The following is a 24,132-nucleotide window of genomic DNA, read 5'->3' on the forward strand; positions in this document are numbered from 1 at the left end:
CTGCAGACCGGCACCAAACAGCAGCGCAAACAGCGTAAGGAATTTGAGCTGGGCAAAGGTATCGGAGAGGGCCCATGTCCAGGCGTCAGCGAGGGTGACACTCCCCTGCCAGGCCGGATTCAGGTAGGCCGCAGAGGGCAGACCAAAGCCGACGATATTGAGCAGCAGAATGCCGAGAATGGCACAGCCTCGAATAAAATCCAGCGCGTGATAGCGTTGCATGCGGCACCCTGCCCCATTGAGGCGGGCAGCATTATGCGCCCGCCGTTAACTCAACTATGACGTACCGCGCGCAAAAATTCCTGGCGGGTATTCTGACTGGACTTGAACAGGCCGCCCAGTGAGGTGGTGGTGGTCGCGCTGGTGGCATCCTTCACGCCGCGCGCTTTCACGCAGTAATGCACCGCATCAATGGAAACGGCCACGTTGTTGGTGCCAAGCAGGGTCTGCAGGGCAACCAGTACCTGCTGTGTCAGACGCTCCTGCACCTGCGGGCGCTGTGCAAAAAACTGCACGATGCGGTTAATTTTCGACAGGCCAATTACCTTATCTTTGGGAATATAGGCGACGGTCGCTTTACCATCGATAATCACAAAGTGGTGTTCACAGGTGCTGGTCAGGGTGATGTCACGCACGGTCACCATCTCATCCACCTTCATCTTGTTTTCAATGACGGTGATTTTCGGGAAGTTGGCGTAATCGAGACCGGAAAAGACCTCATCCACATACATCTTCGCGATGCGATGCGGGGTTTCCATCAGGCTGTCATCTTCAAGATCCAGATTCAGCAGCTGCATGATTTCGGTCATGTGCCCGGCAATCAGGCTCTTGCGCGTGTTGTCATCAATGTCGCGTGTCGGTGCGCGTAATGGCGTTTCCAGGCCACGCGCCAGCAGCGCTTCATGAACCAGGGCAGCTTCCTGACTTAGGGTGCTCATCGTACTCTTCTCCGGCTGGGTGTTGCGCCCGTCGGCTGTTGCGGCGGGCCCTGTAATCAGGCGCGTATTGTGAAACTTTCTTTGCGGGGAATCCAGCAATCAATCAGATTGGTGAAGAAAGCGTTTATCGGCTCCGCCGCCAGACCAGCAGGCCCGCCCAGATAAGGCTCGCGCCGGCCACCCACAGGGCGGGTTCCAGCCGGTGTAAAAAGGCGGTGGAGAGAAACGAAAGCAGCGGGCCCACCAGTTGTCCCACGGCATAGCCGGTGGTCAGCAGGCCAGCCATATAGCGCAGATGATTGGGGGCCAGCTCACGCGCGCAGAGCAGCGACAGCTGCACCACGCTGAGAAAGCCGCCGCCGACCAGCAATGCGCCCACCAGCAGGCCGCTGAAACCCGGCAGCAGCGCCGCCGCAAAGACCCCTAACGCCTGCGCCCAGAGCACCAGCGCCAGACGGACGTGGCTGCGCCCCCGGTTGCGCGTGAGGATGCCCAGCAGGATCCCCACCATCGCTGCGCCACCAAAAATCGGCCAGACAAACTGGGCGAATGCGCCATCCGGAAAACGTGCGGCAGCCATCTGCGACAGGAAGGTGGCAGGCAGAATATAGCCAAAGCCCGCCAGACTGTAGCTCAGCACCAGCCGTTTAAGGTTGCGGTCCAGCACCAGCGGCTCCGGGGCCTTATCGGGGCGATGCAGCTCGCCACGCCGGGGCAGATTACGGGCAATCAGCGCCACCAGCAGCAGCGCCAGTGCGCCATAGGCGGCCCAGGCCAGCCCCGCGGAGACCTGCAGCGTGTGCAGCGCCACCCCCAGCAGACCGCTGACAAAGATGCCGCAGCCTGGCCCGGCAAACACGGCCGCCGACAGCCCCGCCCGGCCATGGCGATGCAGCTGTTCATTGCTCCAGGCGGCCACCAGCACCATCGCCCAGCCACTGGCCCAGCCGATCAGGAAACGAATGGCCCCGTGCAGCCACGGCCCGCTGGCCCAGGCCGAGAGCAGCGTCAGGATCACCGCGCCCCATATGCCCGCCGTCAGGCGCAGCTCCACCCGCTTGTGCGCCCGCATGGCATCGAACGAGCCACAGAGATAGCCAAGATAATTGAGTGCGGCCACCAGGCTGGCGCTGGTGAGGGTCAGCTGGTGCGCCTGAATCATCAGTGGCACCTGCGGCGTAAAGGCAAACCGGCCAATACCCATCGCGACAAACAAAGTTAAAAACGCGCTGAGCGCGACGCGTAACGCCATGGCTGAACTCCTGTGGTTTCGGGCTGGGATCTTTTCTGACTTGCTAACAGCTTGCAGGATGTTTACACTCACGAAAAGTGAATAATCATGACCAACTTGTTTACAGGAAGAGAAGATATGGATTTAGTACAACTACGTATGTTCTGTTCCGTCGCCGAAACGGGTTCCCTGGCACGCGCCGCCGAACAGCTGCATCGCGTCCCCTCTAATCTCACCACGCGGCTGCGTCAGCTGGAAGAAGAATTGGGTGTGGACCTCTTTATTCGTGAGAAGCAGCGCATTCGCCTGTCACCGATGGGCCATAACTTCCTCAATTATGCGCAGCGCATTCTGGCCCTGAGTGAAGAAGCGCTGAGCATGACCCGCACCGGTGAACCGGCGGGTAACTTTGCGCTCGGCTCGATGGAGAGCACCGCCGCCACCCGCCTGCCCGGTTTACTGGCCGCCTATCACCAGCGCTTTCCCGGTGTTGCCCTCTCGCTGATTACCGGCACCTCGGGCGAAATTATCGATCGGGTGCGTGAAGGCACCCTGGCGGCTGCGCTGGTGGATGGCCCGGTGGCGCATGATGACCTGAACGGCTGCATCGCGTTTCGTGAGGAGATGGTGCTGATTACCGGTCTGGATCATGCCCCTATCACCACCGCCCGCGACGTGCAGGACGATACCCTGTTTGCTTTCCGCAACAGCTGCTCTTATCGGGTGAAGCTGGAGAGCTGGTATCGCGATAGCCAGACCGCGCCGGACAATGTGATGGAGATTCAGTCCTATCACGCCATGCTGGCCTGCGTGGCGGGCGGTGCGGGCGTCGCCATGATCCCGGCCTCGGTGCTGAAACAGATGCCGGACCGTTCACGGGTGCAGGCGCACACCCTCCCCCCTGCTTATCGCAATACGGCCACCTGGCTGATGTGGCGACGGGACGCCTTTACTCCCAACGTGGAGGCGCTGAAGTACCTGATTATCGAAAAATTTGACGATCGGCCGCTCAATGATGAGCTGATCTACCCCTTACAGGCGGCGGAATAAGCGTTCCACGCTATGTTTAAGAGCCTGGCTCTGATTAATCACGACCACCTGGCGCCACCGTGCGTCACAATCTGACTGGAAGAGGGATTGCATGAAAATGATCAAAACCCGTGCCGCCGTTGCCTGGGCTGCTGGCGAACCGCTGAAAATTGAAGAAGTGGATTTGATGCCACCGCAGAAAGGCGAAGTCCTGGTGCGTATCGTCGCGACCGGCGTCTGCCATACCGATGCCTACACCCTCTCCGGCACCGATCCGGAAGGCGTCTTCCCGGCGATCCTGGGCCATGAAGGCGGCGGCATCGTGGAAGCCGTAGGTGAAGGCGTGACCAGCGTGGAAGTGGGTGACCATGTCATCCCGCTTTACACTCCGGAGTGCGGCAAGTGTAAGTACTGTCTGTCGGGTAAAACCAACCTCTGTCAGGCGATCCGTGCGACCCAGGGCAAAGGTCTGATGCCGGATGGCACCACCCGCTTCTTTAAAGATGGCAAACCGATTTTCCACTATATGGGCACCTCGACCTTCTCGGAGTACACCGTCGTTCCGGAGATCTCACTGGCTAAAATCAGTAAAGAAGCGCCGCTGGAAGAAGTGTGCCTGCTGGGTTGTGGCGTCACCACCGGCATGGGCGCGGTCATGAACACCGCCAAAGTGAAAGAAGGCGACACCGTGGCGATTTTCGGCCTCGGCGGCATTGGCCTGTCGGCCGTTATCGGTGCCAAAATGGCGAAAGCCGGCCGCATCATCGCCATCGACATCAATACCAGCAAATTCGACCTGGCGCGCAAGCTGGGCGCCACTGACCTGATCAACCCGAAAGATTACGATAAGCCGATTCAGGAGGTGATTGTTGAGCTGACCGATGGCGGCGTGGATTTCTCCTTTGAATGTATCGGCAACGTCAACGTCATGCGTTCCGCGCTGGAGTGCTGCCATAAAGGCTGGGGCGAGTCCGTGATTATCGGTGTAGCCGGTGCCGGTGAAGAGATCTCTACCCGTCCGTTCCAGCTGGTGACCGGGCGCGTCTGGCGCGGCTCCGCCTTCGGTGGCGTGAAAGGCCGCTCACAGCTGCCGGGTATCGTGCAGGATTACCTTGACGGTAAATTTGCCCTGAACGACTTCATCACCCACACAATGCCGCTGGAAGAGATCAACGACGCCTTTGATTTAATGCACGAAGGAAAATCGATCCGCTCGGTTGTGCATTTCAACAGGTAATCAGGAGGCGTTATGGCATCCACTCTGGAACTACTGGAAGAACACCGTATTTTTGGCGGCTGGCAGCAGCGCTGGCGTCATGCGTCGGCCGTGCTGAACTGCCCGATGACCTTCAGCATCTATCTGCCTGAACCGCAGGGCGATGCGCCGCCACCGGTGGTCTGGTTTCTGGCCGGGCTGACCTGCAACGACGAGAACTTCACCACCAAAGCGGGCGCGCAGCGGGTGGCGGCGGAACTAGGTCTGGTGCTGATTATGCCGGACACCAGCCCGCGCGGCGATGAGGTGGCCAACGATGAGGGCTACGATCTGGGTCAGGGAGCGGGATTTTATCTCAATGCCACCCAGCAGCCCTGGGCCGCGCATTTCCGCATGTTCGACTACCTGAGCAGCGAGTTACCTGCGCTGATTGCGGATAACTTTAAGGTCAGCGAACGTCAGTCGATCATGGGTCACTCCATGGGCGGACACGGTGCGCTGATGCTGGCGCTGCGTCTGGGCAACCGCTTTGCTTCGGCGTCGGCTTTCGCACCGATTGTAAACCCGATGCAGGTGCCGTGGGGTCAGAAAGCGTTTCAGGCCTATCTGGGCGATGACCCGGCGGCCTGGCGGGAATATGACAGCTGTCAGCTGATGGCGGAGGTGGCGCATCGTCTGCCGATCCTGATCGACCAGGGCGACAGCGATCAGTTCCTGGCCGACCAGCTGCAACCGGAGCGGCTGGAAAGCGTGGCCAGTGAGGTGGGATTCCCGCTGACGCTGCGCATTCAGCCGGGCTATGACCATAGCTACTTCTTTATCGCCAGTTTTGTGGAAGATCACCTGCGCTTCCACGCGCAGCATCTTCTGGCGTAAAAAATCAGGGCCGCAACTGCGGCCCTGAACTTTTTTGCACGATGCCGGGCCGGTAACGGCCCGCCGTTGTGTCAGACCAGCGCCGGACCGGTCAGGCCATCAATCATCACCTGCGGAATGCCGCGCGAGCAGTGCTCGATTCGTCCATCGACGCCATAGACTTTCGCAAGGGTCGCGGGCGTAATCACCTTATCCGGCTGCCCCTGCGCCACCAGTGCCCCCTGTTTCAGCATCAGCGCATGCTGCGCATGGCGCAGCGCAATATTGATATCATGCACCACCACCACCGTGACGATGTTGCGCAGGGCGGTTTCGCGCCGCACCAGATCCATCACATGAAACTGGTAGTTGAGATCCAGCGCGCTCAGCGGTTCATCCAGCAGCAGCAGCTCAGGGCGACGGATTAGCGACTGTGCCAGCCCGACTAACTGCTTCTGTCCGCCGGAGAGCTGATCGAGATAGCGCATCGCCAGATGGGCAATGCCCAGCTGCTCCAGCAGGTGCATGATTTCGGCTTCGCTGCTGGCGCTGTGCAGGCCGCCGGAGGCGCGCTGTGCCACAATGATCGACTCCAGCACATGCAGATGCACGCCTGCAGGCAGGGACTGCGGCAGATAGACCACGTTCTTCGCCCGGCGGGCAAACGGCTGAGTCATGAGATCCTCGCCGTTGAGCCACATTTCGCCCTGCCCTTTGTTCAGTCCGGCCAGGGTCCGCAGCAGCGTCGATTTGCCGCAGCCGTTGGGCCCCAGCAGCACGGTGATCTCCCCACGCGGCAGCGGCGCCACGTTGAGATTCTCAATCACCTTATGTTTTGGGTAACCGGCACTGAAGCCGCGTAACGTCAGACCCTGTTCCATCACACTGTCCCCCGGTGACGCAGAATAATACTCAGGAAGAACGGCACGCCAATCAGTGAGGTGACGATGCCGACCGGGATGATCACGCCCGGAAGCAGGTTTTTCGACGCGACCGAGGCCAGCGACAGCACCAGCGCTCCGACCAGCGCGCTGGCTGGCAGATAGAAGCGGTGATCTTCACCAAACATCATGCGGGCAATATGGGGAGCCACCAGGCCGATAAAGCCAATCGGCCCGACAAAGGCCACGGCCAGCGCCGAGAGAATACTGATGCGCAGCAGCGTCGCCAGACGCAGACGACGCACGTCAATGCCAAAGCTGACCGCCCGATCCTCACCCAGCCGCAGCGCCGTCAGCTTCCAGCTGCTCATCATGGAGAACGGCACCAGGACCGCCAGCGCCACGGTCAGGACGCCCAGCTTCTCCCAGGAGGCGCGCGCCAGGCTGCCCATGGTCCAGAAAACCAGCCCCTGCAGGGTATCTTCGCTGGCGATGAACTGCATCATGGAGACCAGCGCGTTGAAGGTAAAGACCAGTGCAATGCCGAAGAGCACCACGCCCGCCGAGGAGACCTGGGTCCAGCGGGTGATGCCGTCCAGCATCAGGGCGGCAAACAGCGCAAAAACGAAGGCGTTGGCGGAGATCAACCACTGGTCAGGAATGCCGGGGATGCCGATGCCGAGGATAATGGCCAGCGCGGCACCAAATGCCGCCGCCGAGGAGACACCAAGGGTAAAGGGGCTGGCCAGCGGGTTATTCAGAATGGTCTGCATTTCTGCGCCCGCGAGGCCGAGCGACAGGCCCACCACAATCGCCATCAGGGCATAGGGCAGACGGATGTCCCAGACGATGACGCGGGTTCCGGCGTCGACGCTGTCGGGACTGAGCAGCGTATTCCACAGCGTCTCCAGCGAGAGTCCGGCCGGACCCAGCGTGAAGTCGAGGACCAGCGAGGCGATGATGGCCAGCAGCAGCACGCCGATCCAGATGACGCGGCGACGCAGCACCAGGTGGTAGCTATGCATGCTGTGCTGACGCGTCTCTTCTCCCGCCAGCAGCGAAGTTTCGGTAGTCATGTTTTAACCCTGTGTGGCTATCCTGTCAGAAAACGCAGCCACAATAGTGCAGGTGATAATAATTATCAATTCGTGAAGATAAGCGAGACGTGAAAAAAGGGTAAAAAACGGTGTTGCAGGCGGGAGAATGGCTCAGGGAGCCTGTGCCTTTCGCAAAGACGCAAAACCCGCCATCCCTGGCGGGCTCAGCGCGGACCATCCCTGGCCCGCTATGCTTTGCTACAGGCACAGGCTCCCATCGCTTCACGATTCCTGCGGCCTGCCAGAACTGCGGCAGGCACCGTGCGCAGGAGTCAGCGCACAGAACTAATCTTTATGAACCGGGAACTCCATCTCGCTGTACTTCACGAAACGGCTGCCGCGCGTCAGCTTGTAGCCGAACCAGATGATCAGGAACAGCGGAAGGCCGATGTAGGTGGCCGCTACGCTGTACCAGTCGATGGTGTCATTGAGAAACGCCTGATAGTTCTGACCCAGCGTGATGATCAGGCAGAGCACAAAGGCGAAAATCGGACCCAGCGGGAAAAAGCCGGAGCGGTAAGGCAGCGCGTTCAGGTCATGTCCCTGAGCGACATAGCCGCGACGGAAGCGGTAGTGACTGATCGCGATACCGAGCCAGGCGATAAAACCGGTCATGCCTGAGGTATTCAGCAGCCAGAGGTAAACCTCCTGATTGCCAAATTTCGAGGTCAGGAAGCAGAGTCCCGCCACCACCGTCGTCGCCCAGAGTGCATTACGCGGCACGCCGCCTTTAGAGAGTCTGGCGAAAATCCGCGGCGCTTTGCCTTCACAGGCCAGGTTGTAAAGCATACGGGTTGAGGCGTACATGCCGGAGTTTCCCGCCGACAGCACGGCCGTCAGGATCACCGCATTCATCACCGCCGCCGCTGACAGCAGACCGGCATTCTGGAACACCAAGGTGAACGGGCTGACGCTGATATCGTTGATGTCATTGTGCAGCAGCTTGGGATCGGTGTACGGCAGGATCAGGCTGATAATCAGAATCGCGAAGACGTAAAACAGCAGGATACGCCAGAAGATCTGCCGCACCGCACGCGGAATATTTTTTGCCGGATCTTCAGATTCGCCCGCCGCGATACCGATCAGCTCGGTGCCCTGGAAGGAGAATCCCACAATCATCGCCACGCCGATCATCGCCGCAAAACCGCCTGCAAACGGCGCTTCGCCCACCTGCCAGTTATGCCAGCCCGCGTGTTCTGCACCGCGCATAATGCCGGTGATCATCAGCACGCCAACCACGATAAAAATCACCACGGTGGCCACTTTGATCAGCGAGAACCAGTATTCCGCTTCACCAAAGCCTTTGACGGAGATGTAGTTGAGCAGGAACATCAGGCCCAGGAACAGCGCGCTCCAGATCCAGCCTGGCGTGTCGGGGAACCAGTAATTCATCACCAGCTGTGACGCCACCAGATCAACCGCGATGGTCACCGCCCAGTTGTACCAGTAGTTCCAGCCGAGTGCGAAACCAAAGCCCTCTTCGACATATTTTGCGCCGTAGGTGGCAAACGACCCGGACACGGGCATAAAGGCCGCCAGTTCACCCAGGCTGGTCATCAGGAAATAGACCATCAGACCGATGAGCATATAGGAGAGAAGTGCTCCGCCGGGTCCGGCCTGAGCAATAGTGGCACCCGATGCGACAAACAGGCCGGTTCCGATGGAGCCGCCGATGGCGATCATGGTGAGATGACGTGCTTTTAGTGCACGCTGTAACGCAGGTTGTTGTGTTGTATTTGAGTCATTATGCATGTGTAAACGCTACGAAGGGTAAAAATGAGGCGAGATTGTAGCAGCCAGCTCGCCTCTGTATAGCGGAGCCACGCTGTTATTAGTTAAGTTCATGATCGCGCCCGAATTATTAGCGGTCACTCACGGCAGTAGGATAAAAAGCGCGTCAGCGCTTTGGAAATATGCTTCTGCCGGTGATGGATGCGATAGAGCGTCCGGGTCAGGCGCGGCAGCGGAATCGTCAGTTCGATCAACGTTCCCGCCTCCAGCAGATCGGCGATCACCCGGCGCGACAGGCAGCTGATCCCCATGCCGTGGCGCACCGCATGTTTAATCGCTTCAGAGTTGCCGAGCTCCATCCCCAGCTGAAAGCTCGGCAGATGAGACAGCAGCAGATAATCGACGATTTCACGGGTGCCGGAGCCGCGTTCGCGCAGGATCCAGGGGGCGTCAGCCAGCGTTTTCAGGGTGACCGGCTGCTGCAGAACAGGCGCATCCGGCGCGGCAAACACCACCAGCTCATCCTCCAGCCAGGGTTCACTGACCAGTTCGGTCATATGGCACGGCCCCTCAATCAGGCCGACATCGACGCGGAAGTCGGAGACCGCCTGAATCGCATCCTGACTGTTGCCCACGCTCAGCTCCAGCGGCAGGCCGGGAAAATCGCGTCGCCAGGCCGCCATCATGCCCGGCAGCAGATAGTTACCGATGGTGCTGCTGGCGAAGATGCGGATGGCCCCGTTGTCCTCTTTGAACAGCTGCTCAATCTCCCCCGCCTGCTCCAGCAGACCCACGGCGCGGGGATAAAGCAGGCGGCCATGCTCGTTCAGCACCAGTCGTTTACCGACCCGATCAAAGAGCTGAACCCCAAGCTGACTCTCCAGATCGGCCAGCGCCGCGCTGACCGCCGACTGCGACAGCGCCAGCAGCTGCGACGCCTGGGTCGTCGAGCCACTCTTGAGCACTTCGGTAAAGACTTCGATTTGCCGCAGCGTAATGTGCATGGTCGATCCTTAAGTCTGTTAATGTCTGACGAGATAGATGATCAGCGCCAGCCAGATCAGCCCCACCACCACCAGCCAGCCTGCGATTTTTTTGCCGCGGGAACGCCGGGATGCGGCCCTTTCGCTGCTGCTGATGCGCACCTCACGCGGCAGCAGGCGCAGCAGCAGCATAACACCGGTCGGGATGATGACCGCGTCATCCAGCAGTCCCACAAACGGGATCACATCCGGGATGAAATCGATCGGGCTGACGCCATAGGCGACCAGGCCCAGCATGCCCAGCTTGTTCCACCAGGGCGTGCGCGGATCGCGAAAGGCGAACCAGAGTACCAGCACATCCCTCTTGATCAGCGTTGCCCAGCGGCGCAGACGCAAAACGCTCATAATGTCGGCCTTATCGTTTATTCCGGTTGATTATAAATATATTATCAATTTCACTTTTAAGCCAGTGCGCGCCATGATCGACACTCACTGAAGAGGAGTGACCCTTATGGCCGAACTGAGCATCGTTAAAACGCACTATCCCGTTGTGCGCCTGTTTCCCGGTCTGCTGCTGACCGCCGCGCTCGCCGCTGCGGCGAACTGGCTGGCGCAACAGCCGTTAATCGCTGGGCTGGGACTGGGTTCACTGACGCTGGCGATCATGCTGGGCATCGTGGTCGGGAATAGCGTCTGTTCCCCTCTCTCGTCACACTGCGACAGCGGCGTCGCGCTGGCGAAGCAGAAGCTGCTGCGGCTCGGGATTATCCTGTTTGGCTTTCGTATTACTTTACAGCAGATTGCCGATGTCGGCGTCAGCGGCATCCTGATCGATGCGCTGACCCTGAGCAGCACCTTCTTTATCACCTGTCTGCTGGGTATCCGGTTACTGAAGCTGGATCGCGAAACCGTCTGGCTGATCGGGGCAGGCAGCAGCATCTGCGGTGCGGCAGCGGTGCTGGCGACCGAGCCGGTGGTCAAAGCCGCGCCGTCGAAAGTCGCGGTGGCCATCGCGACCGTGGTGCTGTTCGGCACGCTGGCGATCTTCATCTATCCCCTGCTCTGGCCGCTGGCGCATCATCTGTTTCCGGCTCTGAGTGCTGCACAGTTTGGCGTTTTCACCGGGTCCACGATTCATGAAGTGGCGCAGGTGGTAGCAGCCGGACACAGTATCAGCCCGGAAGCCGAAAACAGCGCGGTTATTGCCAAGATGCTGCGGGTGATGATGCTGGCCCCATTCCTGCTCTGCCTGGGGACGATGCTGCGCGGCGGGCGTCAGGGCGGCGCCCGTCAGCCGGTGACCTTTCCCTGGTTTGCCTTACTGTTTATTGCGGTCGCGCTGTTTAACTCGCTGCAGCTGCTGCCTGCTGCGCTGGTGGCCTCACTGAATCAGCTGGCTGGCCTGCTGCTGGCGATGGCGATGGCCGCGCTGGGCTTAACCACCCGTTTCAGCGCGCTGCGTGAAGCGGGCGTTAAACCCCTGCTGCTGGGTGCGCTGGTCTTTGGCTGGCTAATCGCAGGCGGTGGCACGATCAATCTGCTGGTGCAACATTTCATGGGCTAACCGCATCGGGTATCATGCCGTTTCATCCGTGCATAGCCCCAGGAGAAAGGCATGAAATATATTGGCGCACACGTCAGTGCGGCAGGGGGAGTGGATCAGGCCGTGATCCGCGCCCATGAATTAGAAGCCACCGCCTTCGCCCTCTTTACTAAAAATCAGCGTCAGTGGAAGGCCGCCCCGCTGACCACTGAGGTCATTGATGCTTTTCGCGCCGCCTGCGAGACTTATCACTTCACATCACAGCAGATCCTGCCGCACGACAGTTTTCTGATTAACCTGGGCCATCCGGTTGAGGAGGCGCTGGAGAAATCCCGCGCGGCCTTCATTGATGAACTGCGGCGTGCTGACCAGCTGGGGCTGACGCTGCTGAACTTCCACCCCGGCAGCCATCTGCATCAGATCGATGAGGAGAGCTGCCTGAAGCGCATCGCCGAGTCGATCAATGTCGCGCTCGACCAGACGCAGAACGTTACCGCCGTCATCGAAAATACGGCCGGTCAGGGCAGTAATCTGGGCTTCCGGTTCGAGCATCTCGCCACCATTATTGAGCATGTCGAAGACAAATCGCGTGTCGGGGTCTGCATTGATACCTGCCATGCGTTTGCCGGCGGGTATGATCTGCGTACCGAGGCAGACTGCGAAGCGACCTTTGCCAGCTTTGAGCGCATCGTCGGTTTTCAGTATCTGCGTGGCATGCACCTGAACGACGCCAAGAGCGCCTTCGACAGCCGCGTTGACCGCCATCACAGTCTGGGAGAAGGAAATATCGGCAGGACGGTGTTCAGCTGGCTGATGAAAGATCCCCGCTTCGATGGCATCCCGCTGATTCTGGAAACCATCAATCCCGATATCTGGAAAGATGAGATTGCGTGGCTGAAAGCCGAACAGCAGGCCTAGGAAAAGGAGCCTGAAGGCTTTCCAGACGGTGATGACATCAAAGCGAGGGAAGCAGGTACCTTATCAAAGCAAACAGGGAGCCATCTGGCTCCCTGTTTATTTCACTTCCGCGTATCAGGCTTTCGCCAGTTGCTCTTCCGGACGTTTCAGTACCGCGTAGCTTAGACCCGCAATCGCGGTGCCGATGACGATCGCCATCAGATAACCGAGTACCGGGGTAATCGCACCAGGGATCAGCAGAACGAACAGTCCACCGTGCGGCGCCATCAGTTTCGCGCCAATCGCCATGGAGATGGCACCGGTCACCGCGCCACCCACGATGCAGCAAGGCAGAACACGCATCGGGTCGCGGGCCGCGAACGGAATCGCACCTTCAGAGATAAAGCAGAGACCCAGAACCAGCGCCGCTTTGCCCCCTTCCTGCTGACCTTTGTTGAACTTACGACGCGCAACCAGCGTGGCCACACCCATCGCCAGCGGTGGCACCATGCCGGCGGCCATGATGGCGGCCATCGGGGCATACGTCTGCGAGCTCAGTAAGCCAACGCCAAACGCGTAAGCCACCTTGTTCACCGGACCACCCATGTCAGTACACATCATGCCGCCCAGAATCGCGCCCAGCAGAACCGCGTTCGCGGTGCCCATGTTCGCCAGCCAGTGGGTCAGACCGTTCATGATGCCCGCAACCGGTTTGCCTACCACGTAGATCATCAGCAGGCCGGTAATCAGACTGGCAAACAGCGGAATAATCAGTATCGGTTTCAGCGCTTCCATACTCTGCGGCAGTTTAACTTTGCCGCTGATCAGCTTCGCCGCATAACCGGCAATGAAGCCCGCGATAATACCGCCTAAGAAGCCGGCGTTGATGCTGGTAGCGATCATACCGCCAATCAGACCCGGGGTCAGACCCGGACGGTCAGCGATGGAGAAGGCGATAAAGCCCGCCAGTACCGGCACCATCAGGGCAAAGGCGCTACCACCACCGATTTGCATCAGGGCAGCCGCCAGCGTGCCCGGCTCTTTAAATGCGGTGATACCAAAGGCAAATGAGAGTGCGATGCTCAGACCGCCTGCGACCACCATCGGCAGCATATAGGAGACGCCGGTCAGCAGATGACGATACGCCCCTGCGCCGCCCTGCTTTTTCTCCTCTTCTGCGCTGGCGTTGCTCTGTCCGCTGGCAGCCGCTTTATAAGGCTTCGCTTCGGCTACCGCTTTATCCAGTTCCTGGGCGGTTTTCTTCAGCGCCAGTCCGGTTGAGGTGCGGTACATCGGCTTACCGGCAAATTTCGCCAGGTCGACTTCGATATCGGCGGCCACGATCACCAGATCGGCTGCTGCCACTTCTTCCGGGGTAATGGCGTTACCGGCCCCGACTGAACCGCGGGTTTCAACTTTCACCCACCAGCCGCGACGGGTTGCTTCGGCCTGAATCGCCTCAGCCGCCATAAAGGTGTGCGCCACGCCGGTCGGACAGGCGGTAACGGCAACCACACGTTTCTGCGCGCCAGCCTGAGCCGGAGCCGCAGCAGATGCGCCCGCCGGTGTCGCCACCGCAGCCTGCGACTGCCATGTCCTGGCTTCTGCTTTCGCGCGGTTCAGAAAGGTTTCCGGCTCACGGACGGCCAGCTGGACATCGCCCTGCCAGAGCGCTTTGCCGTTCAGCGCCGCGTCGTCCGGCACGTTTTTACCCAGCACAATCACCAGTTCAGCATCGGCAGGGTTTTCAGTCAGGGTCAGGCCCGCAGCAGCTGCCGCAGCAGCCAGGCGCTGTTGCGCCATGTAAGCGGAAGCCAGTCCCAGTGTAGGGTCTTTTATCAGCAGCGTTTTCATTATCGCTCTCCTGCTGTCAGTTAACGGGTTGTAAGTCGACACGCGCCATCATGGCGGCCAACTGAGTTCGATCGGATACACCAACATTACTCTGGCTGACGGCCATCGCCGCCACGGCAGTGGCAAGACGCAGCGTATGCTCGCTGGACTCGCGCATCAGCAGACCATAAATCAGGCCGCCCACCATTGAGTCGCCGGCACCCACGGTGCTGACCACATCGCAGACCGGGGGTTTGGCAATCCATTCGCCGGAGGCGTTGACCCACAGCGCCCCTTCTGCGCCCAGTGAAATCACCACATGGGCGATGCCCTGCTCGCGCAGTTCGTGCGCGGCACCAATCACATCCTGCAGCGTCGGCAGTTTGCGACCGGCCCAGATCTCCAGCTCACGGCGGTTAGGCTTCACCAGCCACGGGGCGGCTTTCAGTCCTGCCACCAGCGCCTCACGGCTGCTGTCAAAGATGATGCACGGGCAGTGGGTGCGCAGTTCGGTCATCCAGCGGGTAAAGGCGTCGTGATCGACCCCTTCCGGCAGGCTGCCGCTGACGCAGACCATATCGAACTGGCCCAGCCAGGTCAGGGAGTCGGTGGTGAAGCGATCCCAGTCCTGACCCGTCACCTGAAAACCGGAGAAATTCAGATCGGTCACATCGCCGGTCTGTTCGGTAAGTTTTACGTTGATGCGGGTGCGGCCTGGCACCACCTGAAAACGGTTAGCAATACCCAGCTCGCTGAACAGCTGCTGGAAGCCATCCTGATTCTCTTTGCCCAGGAAGCCGCCGACGGTCACGTCAATGCCCAGATCTTTCAGGACTTTGGCGACGTTAATGCCCTTGCCCGCCGCATGCAGTCCGGTGGTTTTCACCAGATTGACTTCGCCGCGTTCAATTTCAGGGGTATAGCCCACCAGGTCATACGCCGGATTCAGCGTAATGGTGGCGACACGTCTGCTCATGCTGCCCCCTCGCCCAGACCACTGCTGATCGCCTCTTCAATGGCGTTCAGCGCCTGCTGAGCATCATCGCCGCTGGCGGTAAAGCGCAGGCGATGCCCTTTCTTCACGCCCAGCGCCACCACTTTCATCAGGCTGCGACCATTGGCAGGTTTACCGCTGCCGTCGAGGTTGGTCACGGTGATCTCGCTGTTGAACTGCTTGATGACGCTGACCAGCGCCGTGCCCGGACGGGCATGCAGGCCATGTTCGTTGCGGATGGTGAATTCAGCGGTCAGCACGTCAGCCTGCTCATCGACTTCGCTGGTCAGCAGCGCATAAACGCCTGCGGCATCCGCTTTCAGCAGACGTTCGGCTTTCCCCTGCTGCAGTAAGGCGCTCAGGTAACCCAGCACCTCCAGCGGACGTTCATCGGTTGCCGAGACGCTGATCAGCATCGCAGCCGATTCGCCCTGATGGTCGAAGGGATGGGCAGCACGGCTGATCGCCACGCCACTGCGCAGGTTGCCCAGGCTGCTGTCGCTGAGCCAGATGCCCTGCCCCAGATTCAGCGGGGAGGCTGAAACCACATCCGCCACATAGCTGGCATCCACAACGCCAGCGGATTGCAGACGACCGGCGTTCATCGCCTGTAAGGTGATCAGGTCGCTGGCCGCGACATCAAGGGTAATTAATGCGGTGTCGAAGCTGAATTCGGCGGCTTGTTTCTCGCCCATCAGCAACGCACGAAGATCTTCAGCAGAGGCGGTTTTCAGCTGTTCGGCAACGGAGTCATCGCTCAGAACGTGGGTCAGCTGACGCAGCAGCGCCAGATGCTCATCAGACTTCGCGGCAATGCCGATGGCGACATAGGCGGTCTGATCGTCACCCCAGGCAATGCCCTGCGGGAACTGAAACACCTGAACGCCGGTTTTCAGCACCAGATCGCGGGTGTCTGTGGTGCCATGAGGGATAGCGATGCCGTTACCGAGAAAGGTGGAGGTTTGCTGTTCGCGCGCCAGCATGCCGTTGACATACCCTTCAGTCACATTGCCCGCCGCGGTTAACGCGGCAGCGACCTGACGAATGGCCTCTTCTTTATTCTGGGCGCTGGCTCCGGTATGGATAGCCTGCAATTCGAGCTGGAACATAATTCTCCTCGCTTGCTGAGATTGAATCGTTTCAGCCGGTGGGGAGATTTTTGCGTCGCACTGTCAGGGACAGGTTGCCGGACCACCGCTGAAACGTTTCAGGGATTGTGGTACAGCGCGATTCTGCAGGCAAGAAAATGCGCAAACGGCGTAGCAGATTTTTGATGTTACGCACATTTCATGACGGTTGTGAGGCAGAAAGGCCGATCCGGCTGAAGCTGTTGCTGTAAGGCAACCGCGCCGTCAGAAAAACGTCAGCTGCGTCAGCGCCTCAGGGGGCCGTATCCGCTTCCAGCTGCAGCAACCAGGTCATCGCCTGCTCGCGCGAGTCGCCGCACATGCTCGCTTGCGGCTGCAGCCCGGAACAGACGGCGGGACGCAGGGGCGAACCAAAGAGTTTACAGCGCAGCAGCGCATCAAGCTGAATGCAGGGGGTGTTGGCGGGCTTGCCGTCGGGCATACCGGGGATGGGGGATGAGATAGAGGGTGCCGTGCAACAGGCACCGCACTGGCTACGGCATTGCATGCTGAGCTCCGGCAAAGAAAGTCGCGGCGACAATAGCAGTCCGGCGCGACAATTACCATGAGTGCAGCGGCCTGACGCAAAATTTCGCACCCGTGATATTGCCAGTTTTCACCGGCGCGAGTAACGTTGCGCGCACTTCACTCTCAAGATAGCGAGAACAGCAATGCCAAAAGCTAACGAAATCAAAAAAGGGATGGCCGTCACGCACAACGGTAAACTGCTGCTGGTTAAGGACATTGATGTCCAGAGCCCCAGCGCACGCGGTGCCGCCACCCTCTATAAGATGCGCTTTACCGATGTCCGCACCGGTTTAAAAGTTGAAGAGCGCTTTAAGGGCGACGAGATCATTGATGCGATTTCGCTCAGCCGTCGCAGCGTGACCTTCTCTTATATAGATGGTGACGAATATATCTTTATGGATGACGAAGACTACACCCCCTACACCTTCAAACGCGATCAGATCGAAGAAGAGCTGCTGTTTATTCCGGAAGGAGGCATTCCGGGTATCCATGTGCTGACGATGGAAGGCCAGGTGCTGGCACTGGAACTGCCTCAGACGGTCGATATGGAGATCGTTGAAACTTCGCCGGGCATCAAAGGTGCTTCAGCCAGCGCCCGCACCAAACCCGCCGGAATGAGCACCGGCCTCTCGATTCAGGTGCCGGAATACCTGAGCAACGGTGACCGCATCCGCATCCATATTGCCGAACGTCGCTATATGGGGCGCGCCGAGTAAGCGAGGGCGGGAAACCGATCGTGATAATGTTATAGTATTACATTATCACGCTATCCCGGCAGGAGCTTTTCCCATGACGCGCGTTAATCTCATCACCGGTTTTTTAGGCAGCGGAAAAACCACCCTGCTCTGCCATCTGCTGGCCGCCAGGCCCGCAGGCGAACAGTGGGCCGTGCTGGTCAATGAATTTGGCGAAATCGGCATTGATGGCGCGCTGCTGGCGGATCGCGGCGCGACGCTGAAAGAGATCCCTGGCGGCTGTCTCTGCTGCGTCAATGGCCTGCCCATGCAGGTCGGGCTGAATATGCTGCTGAAGAGCAGGCCTGACCGGTTGCTGATAGAGCCGACCGGCCTGGGGCATCCGCGCCAGGTGCTGGAGATGCTCAGCGCGCCGGTCTATCAGTCGTGGCTGCAACTCAATGCCACCCTGACGCTACTCGATGCGCGCCAGCTTGCCGACCCGCGCGTGGTCGCCGATGAGAACTTCCGCGACCAGCTGGCCGCCGCCGACATCATTATTGCCAATAAGCGCGACTGCTGGGAGGACGAAGATCGTCAGCGTCTGACTGACTGGCAGCAGCAGATGCAGCCGCCACGACCGGTGATAGCGACCGAGTTTGGCCGGATTCCCTCCGGCCTGCTTGATACGCCGCGCCAGCCACGTGAACTCCCCCTGCCACACCACCATCACCCTCACACGACGAAACCGGCGAGCGGTCTGGCCGCCTTACAGCTGGAAGGGGCGGCGCGCTGGCGGCGGGCGCTGAACCACGGACAGGGCTATAGCGCCTGCGGCTGGCTGTTTGATGGTGACACGTTGTTTGACGCCGCTGCGCTGCTGGAGTGGGTCCGGCAGGCGCCGGTGGATCGGATCAAAGGCGTGATGCGCATCCGCGAAGGCACAATGCGTATTAACCGTCAGGCAAAAGAGTTGCAGAGTGAGACACTCGCCGCCACACCACCTGACAGCCGCATCGAGATTATTCATTCTGAGCAGGCTGACTGGAATCGGCTACAATCGGCGTTGTTGAAGTGCCGTTTACGCTAACAGAGGTATTGTCGGCGGTTATTTTTTTAATTGAGCTTACTTATGCGCGCAATTCGTCTTATTACTATCCTGCTGCTGAATGCCCTGGGCGTCGTGCTCTTTCTTTCGTGGTATCTGCCGCCTCAGCATGGCTTCTGGTTCGGCATCGATAAATCCATTTTTTATGGCTTCAATAATCAGATGGTGACCCATCCGCTGTTTGCGCTGATCGTCGCCATCACCAACTTCCGTGGCTTTGATGTGGTGTCACTGCTGGCGATGGGCCTGCTGTATCTGTCGATCTGGCGACATGAAGCGCCTCAGGCACGCCGCCGGATGCTGGCTATCGGTATCACCATGCTGCTGACTGCCGTGGTGCTGAATCAGCTGGGGCATCTGCTGCCGGTGAAACACTCCAGCCCGACCCTCTTCTTCGAAAACGTGCATCGCGTCAGTGAGCTGACCGGCATTCCCGCCAAAGATGCGTCGAAAGACAGCTTCCCTGGCGACCACGGCATGATGCTGATTATTTTCGCCTGCTTTATCTGGCGTTATTTTGGTTTCAGCCGTTTTTTAATCGCGCTGGCAATTGTGGTGCTATTTTCTCTGCCGCGCGTCATGGCCGGGGCGCACTGGTTTACCGATATTGCCGTGGGATCGCTGTCCGTGGTTCTGGTGGGTCTGAGCTGGTGGCTTTTAACCCCTGCCAGTGACGCGCTGGTTAACTGGTTTTATCGCAAATTACCGGGAAAATATAAGCCCGTGAGGTAAATGTTAAGCGCGGTCGGTTTATTTGACAGGATGTTAACTGCCCGCGCTAATAAAAAACAGCTCATCATTATTAGTCTGCTAATTAAAATAGCGAGAGGAAAAGGTTATGACCCCGCCAGGTGGTTAAATAGTCGTCACCCGCCGCTGTCAATAAAGAAAATTCCAGAATCCGTTTCTATGCGCCGAATTGGCGCCCCTTTTACCGCTTGTTATCGCCATCATTTCCCCATAATTGTTGCTAAATTAGTCAGCGTGTTACGGTTTGATTTCACATCAAAAAAACCTATATAAAATTGATTAAAAGCACTCGCCACGGCGTGTGTAATCAGTTAACCTCAGTCCCTGTGAGGCATTAGCGGCAGAAAATTCGGATTTTTACCGTGAAAAAATGTGTCCATTAACACATTTTAGTCATTAAGGATTTGTCTTAGTCTGTCTCGCTTATTAATCTCCCTGTTTTGTTATCTGGCTGGCGACAATTCTGTCGTAAGGACATCGAAGGAAAACCCGAATAATGGTCAAGTCTCAACCAATACTGAGATATATTTTGCGGATTGTGCCCGCACTGGCGCTGGCAACCCTCCTCTCAGCTTGTAGCAGTACCCATAGCAGTCAAAACGCGAATAACGAGAATCATGAAGTTAACAACCAGAATGGTTTTTTACTTCAGGCGTCTCAGGATGAGTTTGAAGAAATGGTGCGTAATGTCGACGTTAAGTCGCGCATCATGGAACAATACGCCGTCTGGAAAGGTGTGCGCTATCGTCTCGGTGGCGACACCAAACGCGGAATCGACTGTTCCGCCTTTGTACAACGTACCTTCCGCGATCAGTTTGGCCTGGAATTACCCCGCTCCACCTCTGAGCAGCAGGACACCGGCAGAGAGATTACCCGCAGTAAACTGCGTCCGGGCGATCTGGTGATGTTCCGCGCAGGTTCAACCGGTCGTCATGTCGGGATCTATCTGGGCAACGATAACTTCGTTCATGCCTCAACCAGCAGTGGCGTCATGATCTCCAGTCTGAATGATGACTACTGGAAAAAGCGTTACCGTGAAGGGCGCCGGGTACTGAGTCGTAACCCGTCCTGATCCTCAGATTCGATTTTCTCTCAGCCAGAGAACATGAAACGCTGCTTACGCAGCGTTTTTTTTCGTCTTTTATTTTATCCGCCTTCGCCATAGCAGATAAAAGCATTGTATTTCAGATTAATAACGAGACATCTCCGGCATTCTCGTTATATTCTCGGTCGCTTAAACCGAAGCAGTCGTGTGCATTAACATAATAATAATTTGATCAGGGGAAGCTCCTCATGCCACTGTCGGGGGCGCTACAGCGCCATGCCACCTATCCTCACCGAATCGCATGGCGTAGCGCGATGGTCGGCGGCCTATTCTTTCTCCTGTTCACGCTGCTGGCGATTCATCACACCTGGCATAAGCGCGAGCGGCAACATCAGCGCCTGCTGGAGCACAGCCGGTCGGCACTACAGCAAACGCTCGCCAGCCTGTATAACAGCACCCTCAGTCCCCTGCTCCCGTTTACCCATAATGCCTGCCACACCATCAATCGTGAACTGACCTCACGCGCCGCCTTTGCCGGGAATCTTCGTGCCATCCTGCTGGTGAATAATGGCAATGCCTTTTGCTCCTCAGCCACCGGCAGTTTCAGTCTGCCGATCAATGTGATTTCGCCCCAGAGTGATATCTCGCGCGATACCGATCTGCAGCTGATGCCGGGCACGCCGTTGCAGCCGGATAAACCGGCCCTGGCCCTGTGGGTGAAGAATCCCGGCAATCTGCAGACCGGCGTTTTCGCGACACTCAACATCAGCCTGGCCCCCTATCAGCTGATGGCCTCCTGGCATCCGGAGATTACCGGTATGGCTCTGGTGGCACAGCACAGTGCCCTGACCAGCTGGCAGCATGGCGTAACGGAGAATGAGAACCTGCCGACACCGCTGCTTCAGCGGTCGCTGGAAGGCTATCCGCTGCAGTTTGTTCTCTACGGTTCCACCCTCGCCTTCAGCGATTATCAGAACATTCTGCTGAGTGGTCTGCTGCTGTCACTGCTGGTTTCAGGTGGCTGCTGGCTGCTGCTCGCCCACTATCAGCGTCCGGGCAGAGAGCTGATTCGGGGCATGAAGCGGGGCGAGTTTCACGTGGAGTATCAGCCGCTGGTTACTTCTCACGATAGTCAGCCTTATGGCATGGAGGCACTGCTGCGCTGGACGCACCCGACGGAAGGCCCGATTCCGCCCGATGTCTTTATTCAGTATGCCGAGTCGCAAAACCTGATTGTTCCACTGACCCGCCATCTGTTTCAGCTGGTTTCCCGCGATGCGCACCTGCTCTGTCACACCGTTCCCCGTTATGCCAGTCTCAGCCTCAACATTTCGCCCCTGCACCTGGCCGACCGCAGCTTCCGTCAGGATGTCCTGAACTGGCTTGAGAGCATGCCGGCCGGCCACTTTAATTATGTGTTCGAGATTACCGAACGCGTCATGGTGCGCGACGAAAATGTCGGCGAGCTGTTTGACTGGCTGCATCAGCAGCAGATCCGCATCGCCATTGATGACTTCGGCACCGGACACAGCGCACTGATCTATCTGGAGCGCTACGCCTTTGATTACCTGAAAATCGATCGCGGCTTTGTGCAGAGTATCGGCACCGAGACGCTGACCTCGCCGGTGCTGGATACCGTGCTGCAGCTGGCAAAAAAGCTGAACCTGAAAAGCGTGGCCGAGGGCGTGGAAACGGGCGAACAGGCGGCGTGGCTGATCAATCGCGGCGTGACTCACCTGCAGGGTTATATCTTTAGTCGCCCGCTGCGGCCGGAAACGCTGATAGACTATTTTCAGCGTCATCGCGCCTGACCGGTCTGGCCCGGGCGGAGCCGAACACTTACTGGAGAGGGCATTCGCTATGCTGCTTCGCGCTGGACTTCTGCTGACAGGTGCCCTACTCAGCGCCCCGCTGCTGGCCGCCTCCGTTCTGCAAAGTTACGCTTTTACTCAGGCCGGGGAAGCGAAATATCCGCCCGGCTTCAGCCACTATGAGTATGCCGATCCCGATGCGCCCAAAGGCGGCAGCATCACCCTGGCGGTTATTGGCACCTACGACAACTTCAACCGCTACGCCTCGCGCGGCAATCCGGGTATCAATACCGGTGCGCTTTATGATGGGCTCTACACCAGTTCAGACGACGAGCCGGGTAGCTACTACCCGCTGATCGCCCTGTCGGCGCGCTACGCCAGCGATTTTTCGTGGACTGAGATTCACCTGAATCCCCGCGCCCGCTTTCACGATGGCTCACCGATTACGGCCCGCGATGTGGCTTTCAGCTTTCAGAAGTTTATGACCGAAGGCGTGCCTCAGTTCCGTGTGGCCTATCGCGGCGTGACGGTGACCGCGCTGAACGATCTTACGGTGCGCATCGACGCCACCAAACCGGACAGAGATCTGTTGATGGGCTTGCTGACGCTGCCGGTCATCCCGGCGTCATTCTGGAAAGATAAGCAGTTTAATGAGCCGCTGAGCGCCCCGCCGCTCTCCAGCGGGCCCTATCGCATCAGCCGCTGGAAGCTGGGTCAGTTTATTGAGTTCAGCCGGGTCAAAGATTACTGGGCCGCCGATCTGCCGGTGAATCGCGGGCGCTTCAATTTTGATCGGATGCGCTACGACTACTATCTGGATGACAACGTGGCGTTCGAAGCCTTTAAAGCGGGGGCTTACGACTGGCGTGAGGAGGTCTCAGCGAAGAAATGGGCCACCCAGTATCGCGGCCGCGCCTTCGACGAGGGCGATATAGTGAAGCAGACCACGCCCAACGAGGCCGCTACTGATACCCGCTGGCTGGCGTTTAACAATGAGAAACCGCTGTTCCATGACCGTCGCGTGCGCCAGGCTTTTTCACTGATGTTCGATTTTAACTGGATGAATAAGGCGCTCTATTACGGTGCCTGGCAGCGCGCCAGCAGCTACTTCCAGAACACAGAGTATGCTGCTCAGGGTGCGCCTGATGCGGAACAGCGGGCCCTGCTGGCACCGTGGCGCGCGCAGTTGCCCGCCGGACTGTTCACTCAGCCCTACCAGCCTCCGGCGAGCGATGGCAGTGGCTACGACCGCGCCAGCCTGTTAAAAGCATACGCGCTGCTGAAAGAGGCGGGCTGGCAGATTAAGGATCAGCGTCTGGTCAATGACAAAACCGGTCAGCCGTTCACCGTTGAGCTGCTGCTGCTGCGCGGCGGTACCAGTACGGAGTGGGCACTGCCGTTCCAGCATGCGCTCTCGCGGCTCGGCATCACCCTGAACCTGCGGCAGGTCGACAGCTCGCAATATCTGCGGCGCTGGCGTGAAGGCGACTATGACATGATCGCCACCCTCTATCAGGCGATGCCGATCCCTACCTCCAGCCTGCAGATCCTGTGGCAGTCGGACTACATCAGCTCCTCCTGGAATACCGCGCGGGTGAAAGATCCTGTCGTTGACCACTTCGTGCAGCAGATCGTGGCGCACCAGGGCGATTCCGCTGCGCTGCGGCCGCTGGCGCAGTCACTGGATCGGGTACTGCTGTGGAATGCCTATATGATCCCGATGTGGTACAACGCAGAGCAGCGGCTGGCTTACTGGGATAAGTTTTCCCATCCCGCCCGCAAGCCTGCCTACAGTACCGGTCTGGATAGCTGGTGGTACGACGCACACAAAGCCGGACGCCTGCCGGCCAGTAAACGCTAA

Annotated in this window: 22 protein-coding genes and 1 pseudogene; 11 read left to right on the top strand and 12 right to left on the bottom strand. The window is 58.7% G+C overall.

Annotation, left to right across the window (positions count from 1 at the left end):
• The 3 genes and pseudogenes from CKF42_RS14985 to CKF42_RS14995 form a co-directional block, all read right to left on the bottom strand.
• Positions 1-222, bottom strand: a pseudogene (locus CKF42_RS14985) (hypothetical protein); the annotation flags it as partial.
• 50 nt (positions 223-272) lie between these two features.
• On the bottom strand, positions 273-938 hold the full coding sequence (gene folE / locus CKF42_RS14990) for a GTP cyclohydrolase I FolE (protein ID WP_009089168.1): 666 nt from the start codon (positions 936-938) through the stop codon (positions 273-275).
• A gap of 124 nt (positions 939-1,062) precedes the next feature.
• On the bottom strand, positions 1,063-2,190 hold the full coding sequence (locus CKF42_RS14995; protein WP_111208536.1) for a YbfB/YjiJ family MFS transporter: 1,128 nt from the start codon (positions 2,188-2,190) through the stop codon (positions 1,063-1,065).
• Between the two features lie 117 nt (positions 2,191-2,307).
• On the opposite strand from CKF42_RS14995, the gene CKF42_RS15000 reads away from it, so the two are divergent.
• The 3 genes from CKF42_RS15000 (at position 2,308) to fghA (ending at position 5,290) form a co-directional block, all read left to right on the top strand.
• Positions 2,308-3,219: a LysR family transcriptional regulator gene (locus CKF42_RS15000; RefSeq protein ID WP_033736177.1), complete on the top strand. Its 912-nt coding sequence runs from the start codon at positions 2,308-2,310 to the stop codon at positions 3,217-3,219.
• Between the two features lie 91 nt (positions 3,220-3,310).
• Positions 3,311-4,435 (top strand): S-(hydroxymethyl)glutathione dehydrogenase/class III alcohol dehydrogenase, encoded by a 1,125-nt coding sequence (locus CKF42_RS15005; RefSeq protein ID WP_009089162.1) that lies wholly within the window; start codon positions 3,311-3,313, stop codon positions 4,433-4,435.
• Positions 4,436-4,447: 12 nt separating this feature from the next.
• Positions 4,448-5,290 (top strand): S-formylglutathione hydrolase, encoded by an 843-nt coding sequence (gene fghA, locus CKF42_RS15010; RefSeq protein ID WP_111208537.1) that lies wholly within the window; start codon positions 4,448-4,450, stop codon positions 5,288-5,290.
• A 71-nt stretch (positions 5,291-5,361) separates the two neighbouring features.
• Here fghA and CKF42_RS15015 read toward each other — a convergent pair whose 3' ends face one another.
• From CKF42_RS15015 to CKF42_RS15035, 5 genes are all read right to left on the bottom strand, one after another.
• Positions 5,362-6,150: an ABC transporter ATP-binding protein gene (locus CKF42_RS15015; protein ID WP_111208538.1), complete on the bottom strand. Its 789-nt coding sequence runs from the start codon at positions 6,148-6,150 to the stop codon at positions 5,362-5,364.
• Positions 6,150-7,226 (bottom strand): iron ABC transporter permease, encoded by a 1,077-nt coding sequence (locus CKF42_RS15020; RefSeq protein ID WP_111208539.1) that lies wholly within the window; start codon positions 7,224-7,226, stop codon positions 6,150-6,152. The genes CKF42_RS15015 and CKF42_RS15020 overlap by 1 nt, the downstream gene beginning before the upstream one ends.
• A gap of 306 nt (positions 7,227-7,532) precedes the next feature.
• Positions 7,533-8,999, bottom strand: a complete 1,467-nt coding sequence (locus tag CKF42_RS15025) for an amino acid permease (protein WP_111208540.1) — start codon at positions 8,997-8,999, stop codon at positions 7,533-7,535.
• Between the two features lie 116 nt (positions 9,000-9,115).
• Positions 9,116-9,982, bottom strand: a complete 867-nt coding sequence (yieE, locus tag CKF42_RS15030) for a DNA-binding transcriptional regulator YeiE (RefSeq protein WP_111208541.1) — start codon at positions 9,980-9,982, stop codon at positions 9,116-9,118.
• An 18-nt stretch (positions 9,983-10,000) separates the two neighbouring features.
• Positions 10,001-10,366: a YkvA family protein gene (locus CKF42_RS15035; protein WP_046102233.1), complete on the bottom strand. Its 366-nt coding sequence runs from the start codon at positions 10,364-10,366 to the stop codon at positions 10,001-10,003.
• A gap of 106 nt (positions 10,367-10,472) precedes the next feature.
• On the opposite strand from CKF42_RS15035, the gene CKF42_RS15040 reads away from it, so the two are divergent.
• Positions 10,473-11,525: a YeiH family protein gene (locus CKF42_RS15040; RefSeq protein ID WP_111208542.1), complete on the top strand. Its 1,053-nt coding sequence runs from the start codon at positions 10,473-10,475 to the stop codon at positions 11,523-11,525.
• A gap of 51 nt (positions 11,526-11,576) precedes the next feature.
• Positions 11,577-12,422, top strand: a complete 846-nt coding sequence (nfo, locus tag CKF42_RS15045; RefSeq protein ID WP_058956715.1) for a deoxyribonuclease IV — start codon at positions 11,577-11,579, stop codon at positions 12,420-12,422.
• 114 nt (positions 12,423-12,536) lie between these two features.
• On the opposite strand, the gene fruA is transcribed toward nfo, so the two are convergent.
• The 4 genes from fruA to CKF42_RS15065 all read right to left on the bottom strand — a co-directional run bounded on the left by fruA (position 12,537) and on the right by CKF42_RS15065 (position 16,863).
• The gene (gene fruA / locus CKF42_RS15050) at positions 12,537-14,255 is read right to left on the bottom strand and encodes a PTS fructose transporter subunit IIBC (protein WP_046102236.1); all 1,719 of its coding nucleotides are present in this window, start codon (positions 14,253-14,255) and stop codon (positions 12,537-12,539) included.
• Between the two features lie 16 nt (positions 14,256-14,271).
• A complete protein-coding gene (gene fruK, locus CKF42_RS15055; RefSeq protein ID WP_009089145.1) occupies positions 14,272-15,210 on the bottom strand; it encodes a 1-phosphofructokinase in 939 nt (312 codons plus the stop codon).
• Positions 15,207-16,337 (bottom strand): fused PTS fructose transporter subunit IIA/HPr protein, encoded by a 1,131-nt coding sequence (gene fruB / locus CKF42_RS15060; protein WP_111208543.1) that lies wholly within the window; start codon positions 16,335-16,337, stop codon positions 15,207-15,209. Before fruB ends, fruK begins: the two co-directional genes overlap by 4 nt.
• Before the next feature lie 271 nt (positions 16,338-16,608).
• Positions 16,609-16,863 carry a YkgJ family cysteine cluster protein gene (locus tag CKF42_RS15065; RefSeq protein WP_009089140.1) on the bottom strand — a complete coding sequence of 85 codons (255 nt, stop codon included), beginning with the start codon at positions 16,861-16,863 and terminating at the stop codon, positions 16,609-16,611.
• A gap of 163 nt (positions 16,864-17,026) precedes the next feature.
• Here CKF42_RS15065 and yeiP point away from each other — a divergent pair, with 163 nt between their 5' ends.
• From yeiP to CKF42_RS15095, 6 genes are all read left to right on the top strand, one after another.
• Entirely contained in the window at positions 17,027-17,599 is a 573-nt protein-coding gene (gene yeiP, locus CKF42_RS15070; RefSeq protein ID WP_009089138.1) for an elongation factor P-like protein YeiP, read from the top strand.
• A gap of 73 nt (positions 17,600-17,672) precedes the next feature.
• Positions 17,673-18,647, top strand: coding sequence for a GTP-binding protein (locus CKF42_RS15075; RefSeq protein WP_046102237.1), 975 nt, complete (start codon positions 17,673-17,675; stop codon positions 18,645-18,647).
• A 42-nt stretch (positions 18,648-18,689) separates the two neighbouring features.
• Positions 18,690-19,397, top strand: coding sequence for a phosphatase PAP2 family protein (locus CKF42_RS15080; protein ID WP_111208544.1), 708 nt, complete (start codon positions 18,690-18,692; stop codon positions 19,395-19,397).
• A 514-nt stretch (positions 19,398-19,911) separates the two neighbouring features.
• Positions 19,912-20,487, top strand: coding sequence for a bifunctional murein DD-endopeptidase/murein LD-carboxypeptidase (gene mepS / locus CKF42_RS15085; protein WP_046102239.1), 576 nt, complete (start codon positions 19,912-19,914; stop codon positions 20,485-20,487).
• Positions 20,488-20,708: 221 nt separating this feature from the next.
• A complete protein-coding gene (locus tag CKF42_RS15090) occupies positions 20,709-22,271 on the top strand; it encodes a cyclic di-GMP phosphodiesterase (protein WP_111208545.1) in 1,563 nt (520 codons plus the stop codon).
• Positions 22,272-22,320: 49 nt separating this feature from the next.
• Complete coding sequence (locus tag CKF42_RS15095; protein WP_111208546.1) at positions 22,321-24,132, top strand: extracellular solute-binding protein; 1,812 nt, start codon at positions 22,321-22,323, stop codon at positions 24,130-24,132.

The sequence above is a fragment of the Pantoea sp. ARC270 genome, from assembly GCF_003236725.1.
In the GTDB taxonomy this organism is placed as follows: Bacteria; Pseudomonadota; Gammaproteobacteria; order Enterobacterales; family Enterobacteriaceae; genus Pantoea; species Pantoea anthophila.

Excerpts from the sequence above, each read along its gene's own strand:
- folE (WP_009089168.1), bottom strand. The coding sequence starts at position 938 with ATGAGCACCCTAAGTCAGGAAGCTGCCCTGGTTCATGAAGCGCTGCTG.
- CKF42_RS14995 (WP_111208536.1), bottom strand. The coding sequence starts at position 2,190 with ATGGCGTTACGCGTCGCGCTCAGCGCGTTTTTAACTTTGTTTGTCGCG.
- CKF42_RS15000 (WP_033736177.1), top strand. The coding sequence starts at position 2,308 with ATGGATTTAGTACAACTACGTATGTTCTGTTCCGTCGCCGAAACGGGT.
- CKF42_RS15005 (WP_009089162.1), top strand. The coding sequence starts at position 3,311 with ATGAAAATGATCAAAACCCGTGCCGCCGTTGCCTGGGCTGCTGGCGAA.
- fghA (WP_111208537.1), top strand. The coding sequence starts at position 4,448 with ATGGCATCCACTCTGGAACTACTGGAAGAACACCGTATTTTTGGCGGC.
- CKF42_RS15015 (WP_111208538.1), bottom strand. The coding sequence starts at position 6,150 with ATGGAACAGGGTCTGACGTTACGCGGCTTCAGTGCCGGTTACCCAAAA.
- CKF42_RS15020 (WP_111208539.1), bottom strand. The coding sequence starts at position 7,226 with ATGACTACCGAAACTTCGCTGCTGGCGGGAGAAGAGACGCGTCAGCAC.
- CKF42_RS15025 (WP_111208540.1), bottom strand. The coding sequence starts at position 8,999 with ATGCATAATGACTCAAATACAACACAACAACCTGCGTTACAGCGTGCA.
- yieE (WP_111208541.1), bottom strand. The coding sequence starts at position 9,982 with ATGCACATTACGCTGCGGCAAATCGAAGTCTTTACCGAAGTGCTCAAG.
- CKF42_RS15035 (WP_046102233.1), bottom strand. The coding sequence starts at position 10,366 with ATGAGCGTTTTGCGTCTGCGCCGCTGGGCAACGCTGATCAAGAGGGAT.
- CKF42_RS15040 (WP_111208542.1), top strand. The coding sequence starts at position 10,473 with ATGGCCGAACTGAGCATCGTTAAAACGCACTATCCCGTTGTGCGCCTG.
- nfo (WP_058956715.1), top strand. The coding sequence starts at position 11,577 with ATGAAATATATTGGCGCACACGTCAGTGCGGCAGGGGGAGTGGATCAG.
- fruA (WP_046102236.1), bottom strand. The coding sequence starts at position 14,255 with ATGAAAACGCTGCTGATAAAAGACCCTACACTGGGACTGGCTTCCGCT.
- fruK (WP_009089145.1), bottom strand. The coding sequence starts at position 15,210 with ATGAGCAGACGTGTCGCCACCATTACGCTGAATCCGGCGTATGACCTG.
- fruB (WP_111208543.1), bottom strand. The coding sequence starts at position 16,337 with ATGTTCCAGCTCGAATTGCAGGCTATCCATACCGGAGCCAGCGCCCAG.
- CKF42_RS15065 (WP_009089140.1), bottom strand. The coding sequence starts at position 16,863 with ATGCAATGCCGTAGCCAGTGCGGTGCCTGTTGCACGGCACCCTCTATC.
- yeiP (WP_009089138.1), top strand. The coding sequence starts at position 17,027 with ATGCCAAAAGCTAACGAAATCAAAAAAGGGATGGCCGTCACGCACAAC.
- CKF42_RS15075 (WP_046102237.1), top strand. The coding sequence starts at position 17,673 with ATGACGCGCGTTAATCTCATCACCGGTTTTTTAGGCAGCGGAAAAACC.
- CKF42_RS15080 (WP_111208544.1), top strand. The coding sequence starts at position 18,690 with ATGCGCGCAATTCGTCTTATTACTATCCTGCTGCTGAATGCCCTGGGC.
- mepS (WP_046102239.1), top strand. The coding sequence starts at position 19,912 with ATGGTCAAGTCTCAACCAATACTGAGATATATTTTGCGGATTGTGCCC.
- CKF42_RS15090 (WP_111208545.1), top strand. The coding sequence starts at position 20,709 with ATGCCACTGTCGGGGGCGCTACAGCGCCATGCCACCTATCCTCACCGA.
- CKF42_RS15095 (WP_111208546.1), top strand. The coding sequence starts at position 22,321 with ATGCTGCTTCGCGCTGGACTTCTGCTGACAGGTGCCCTACTCAGCGCC.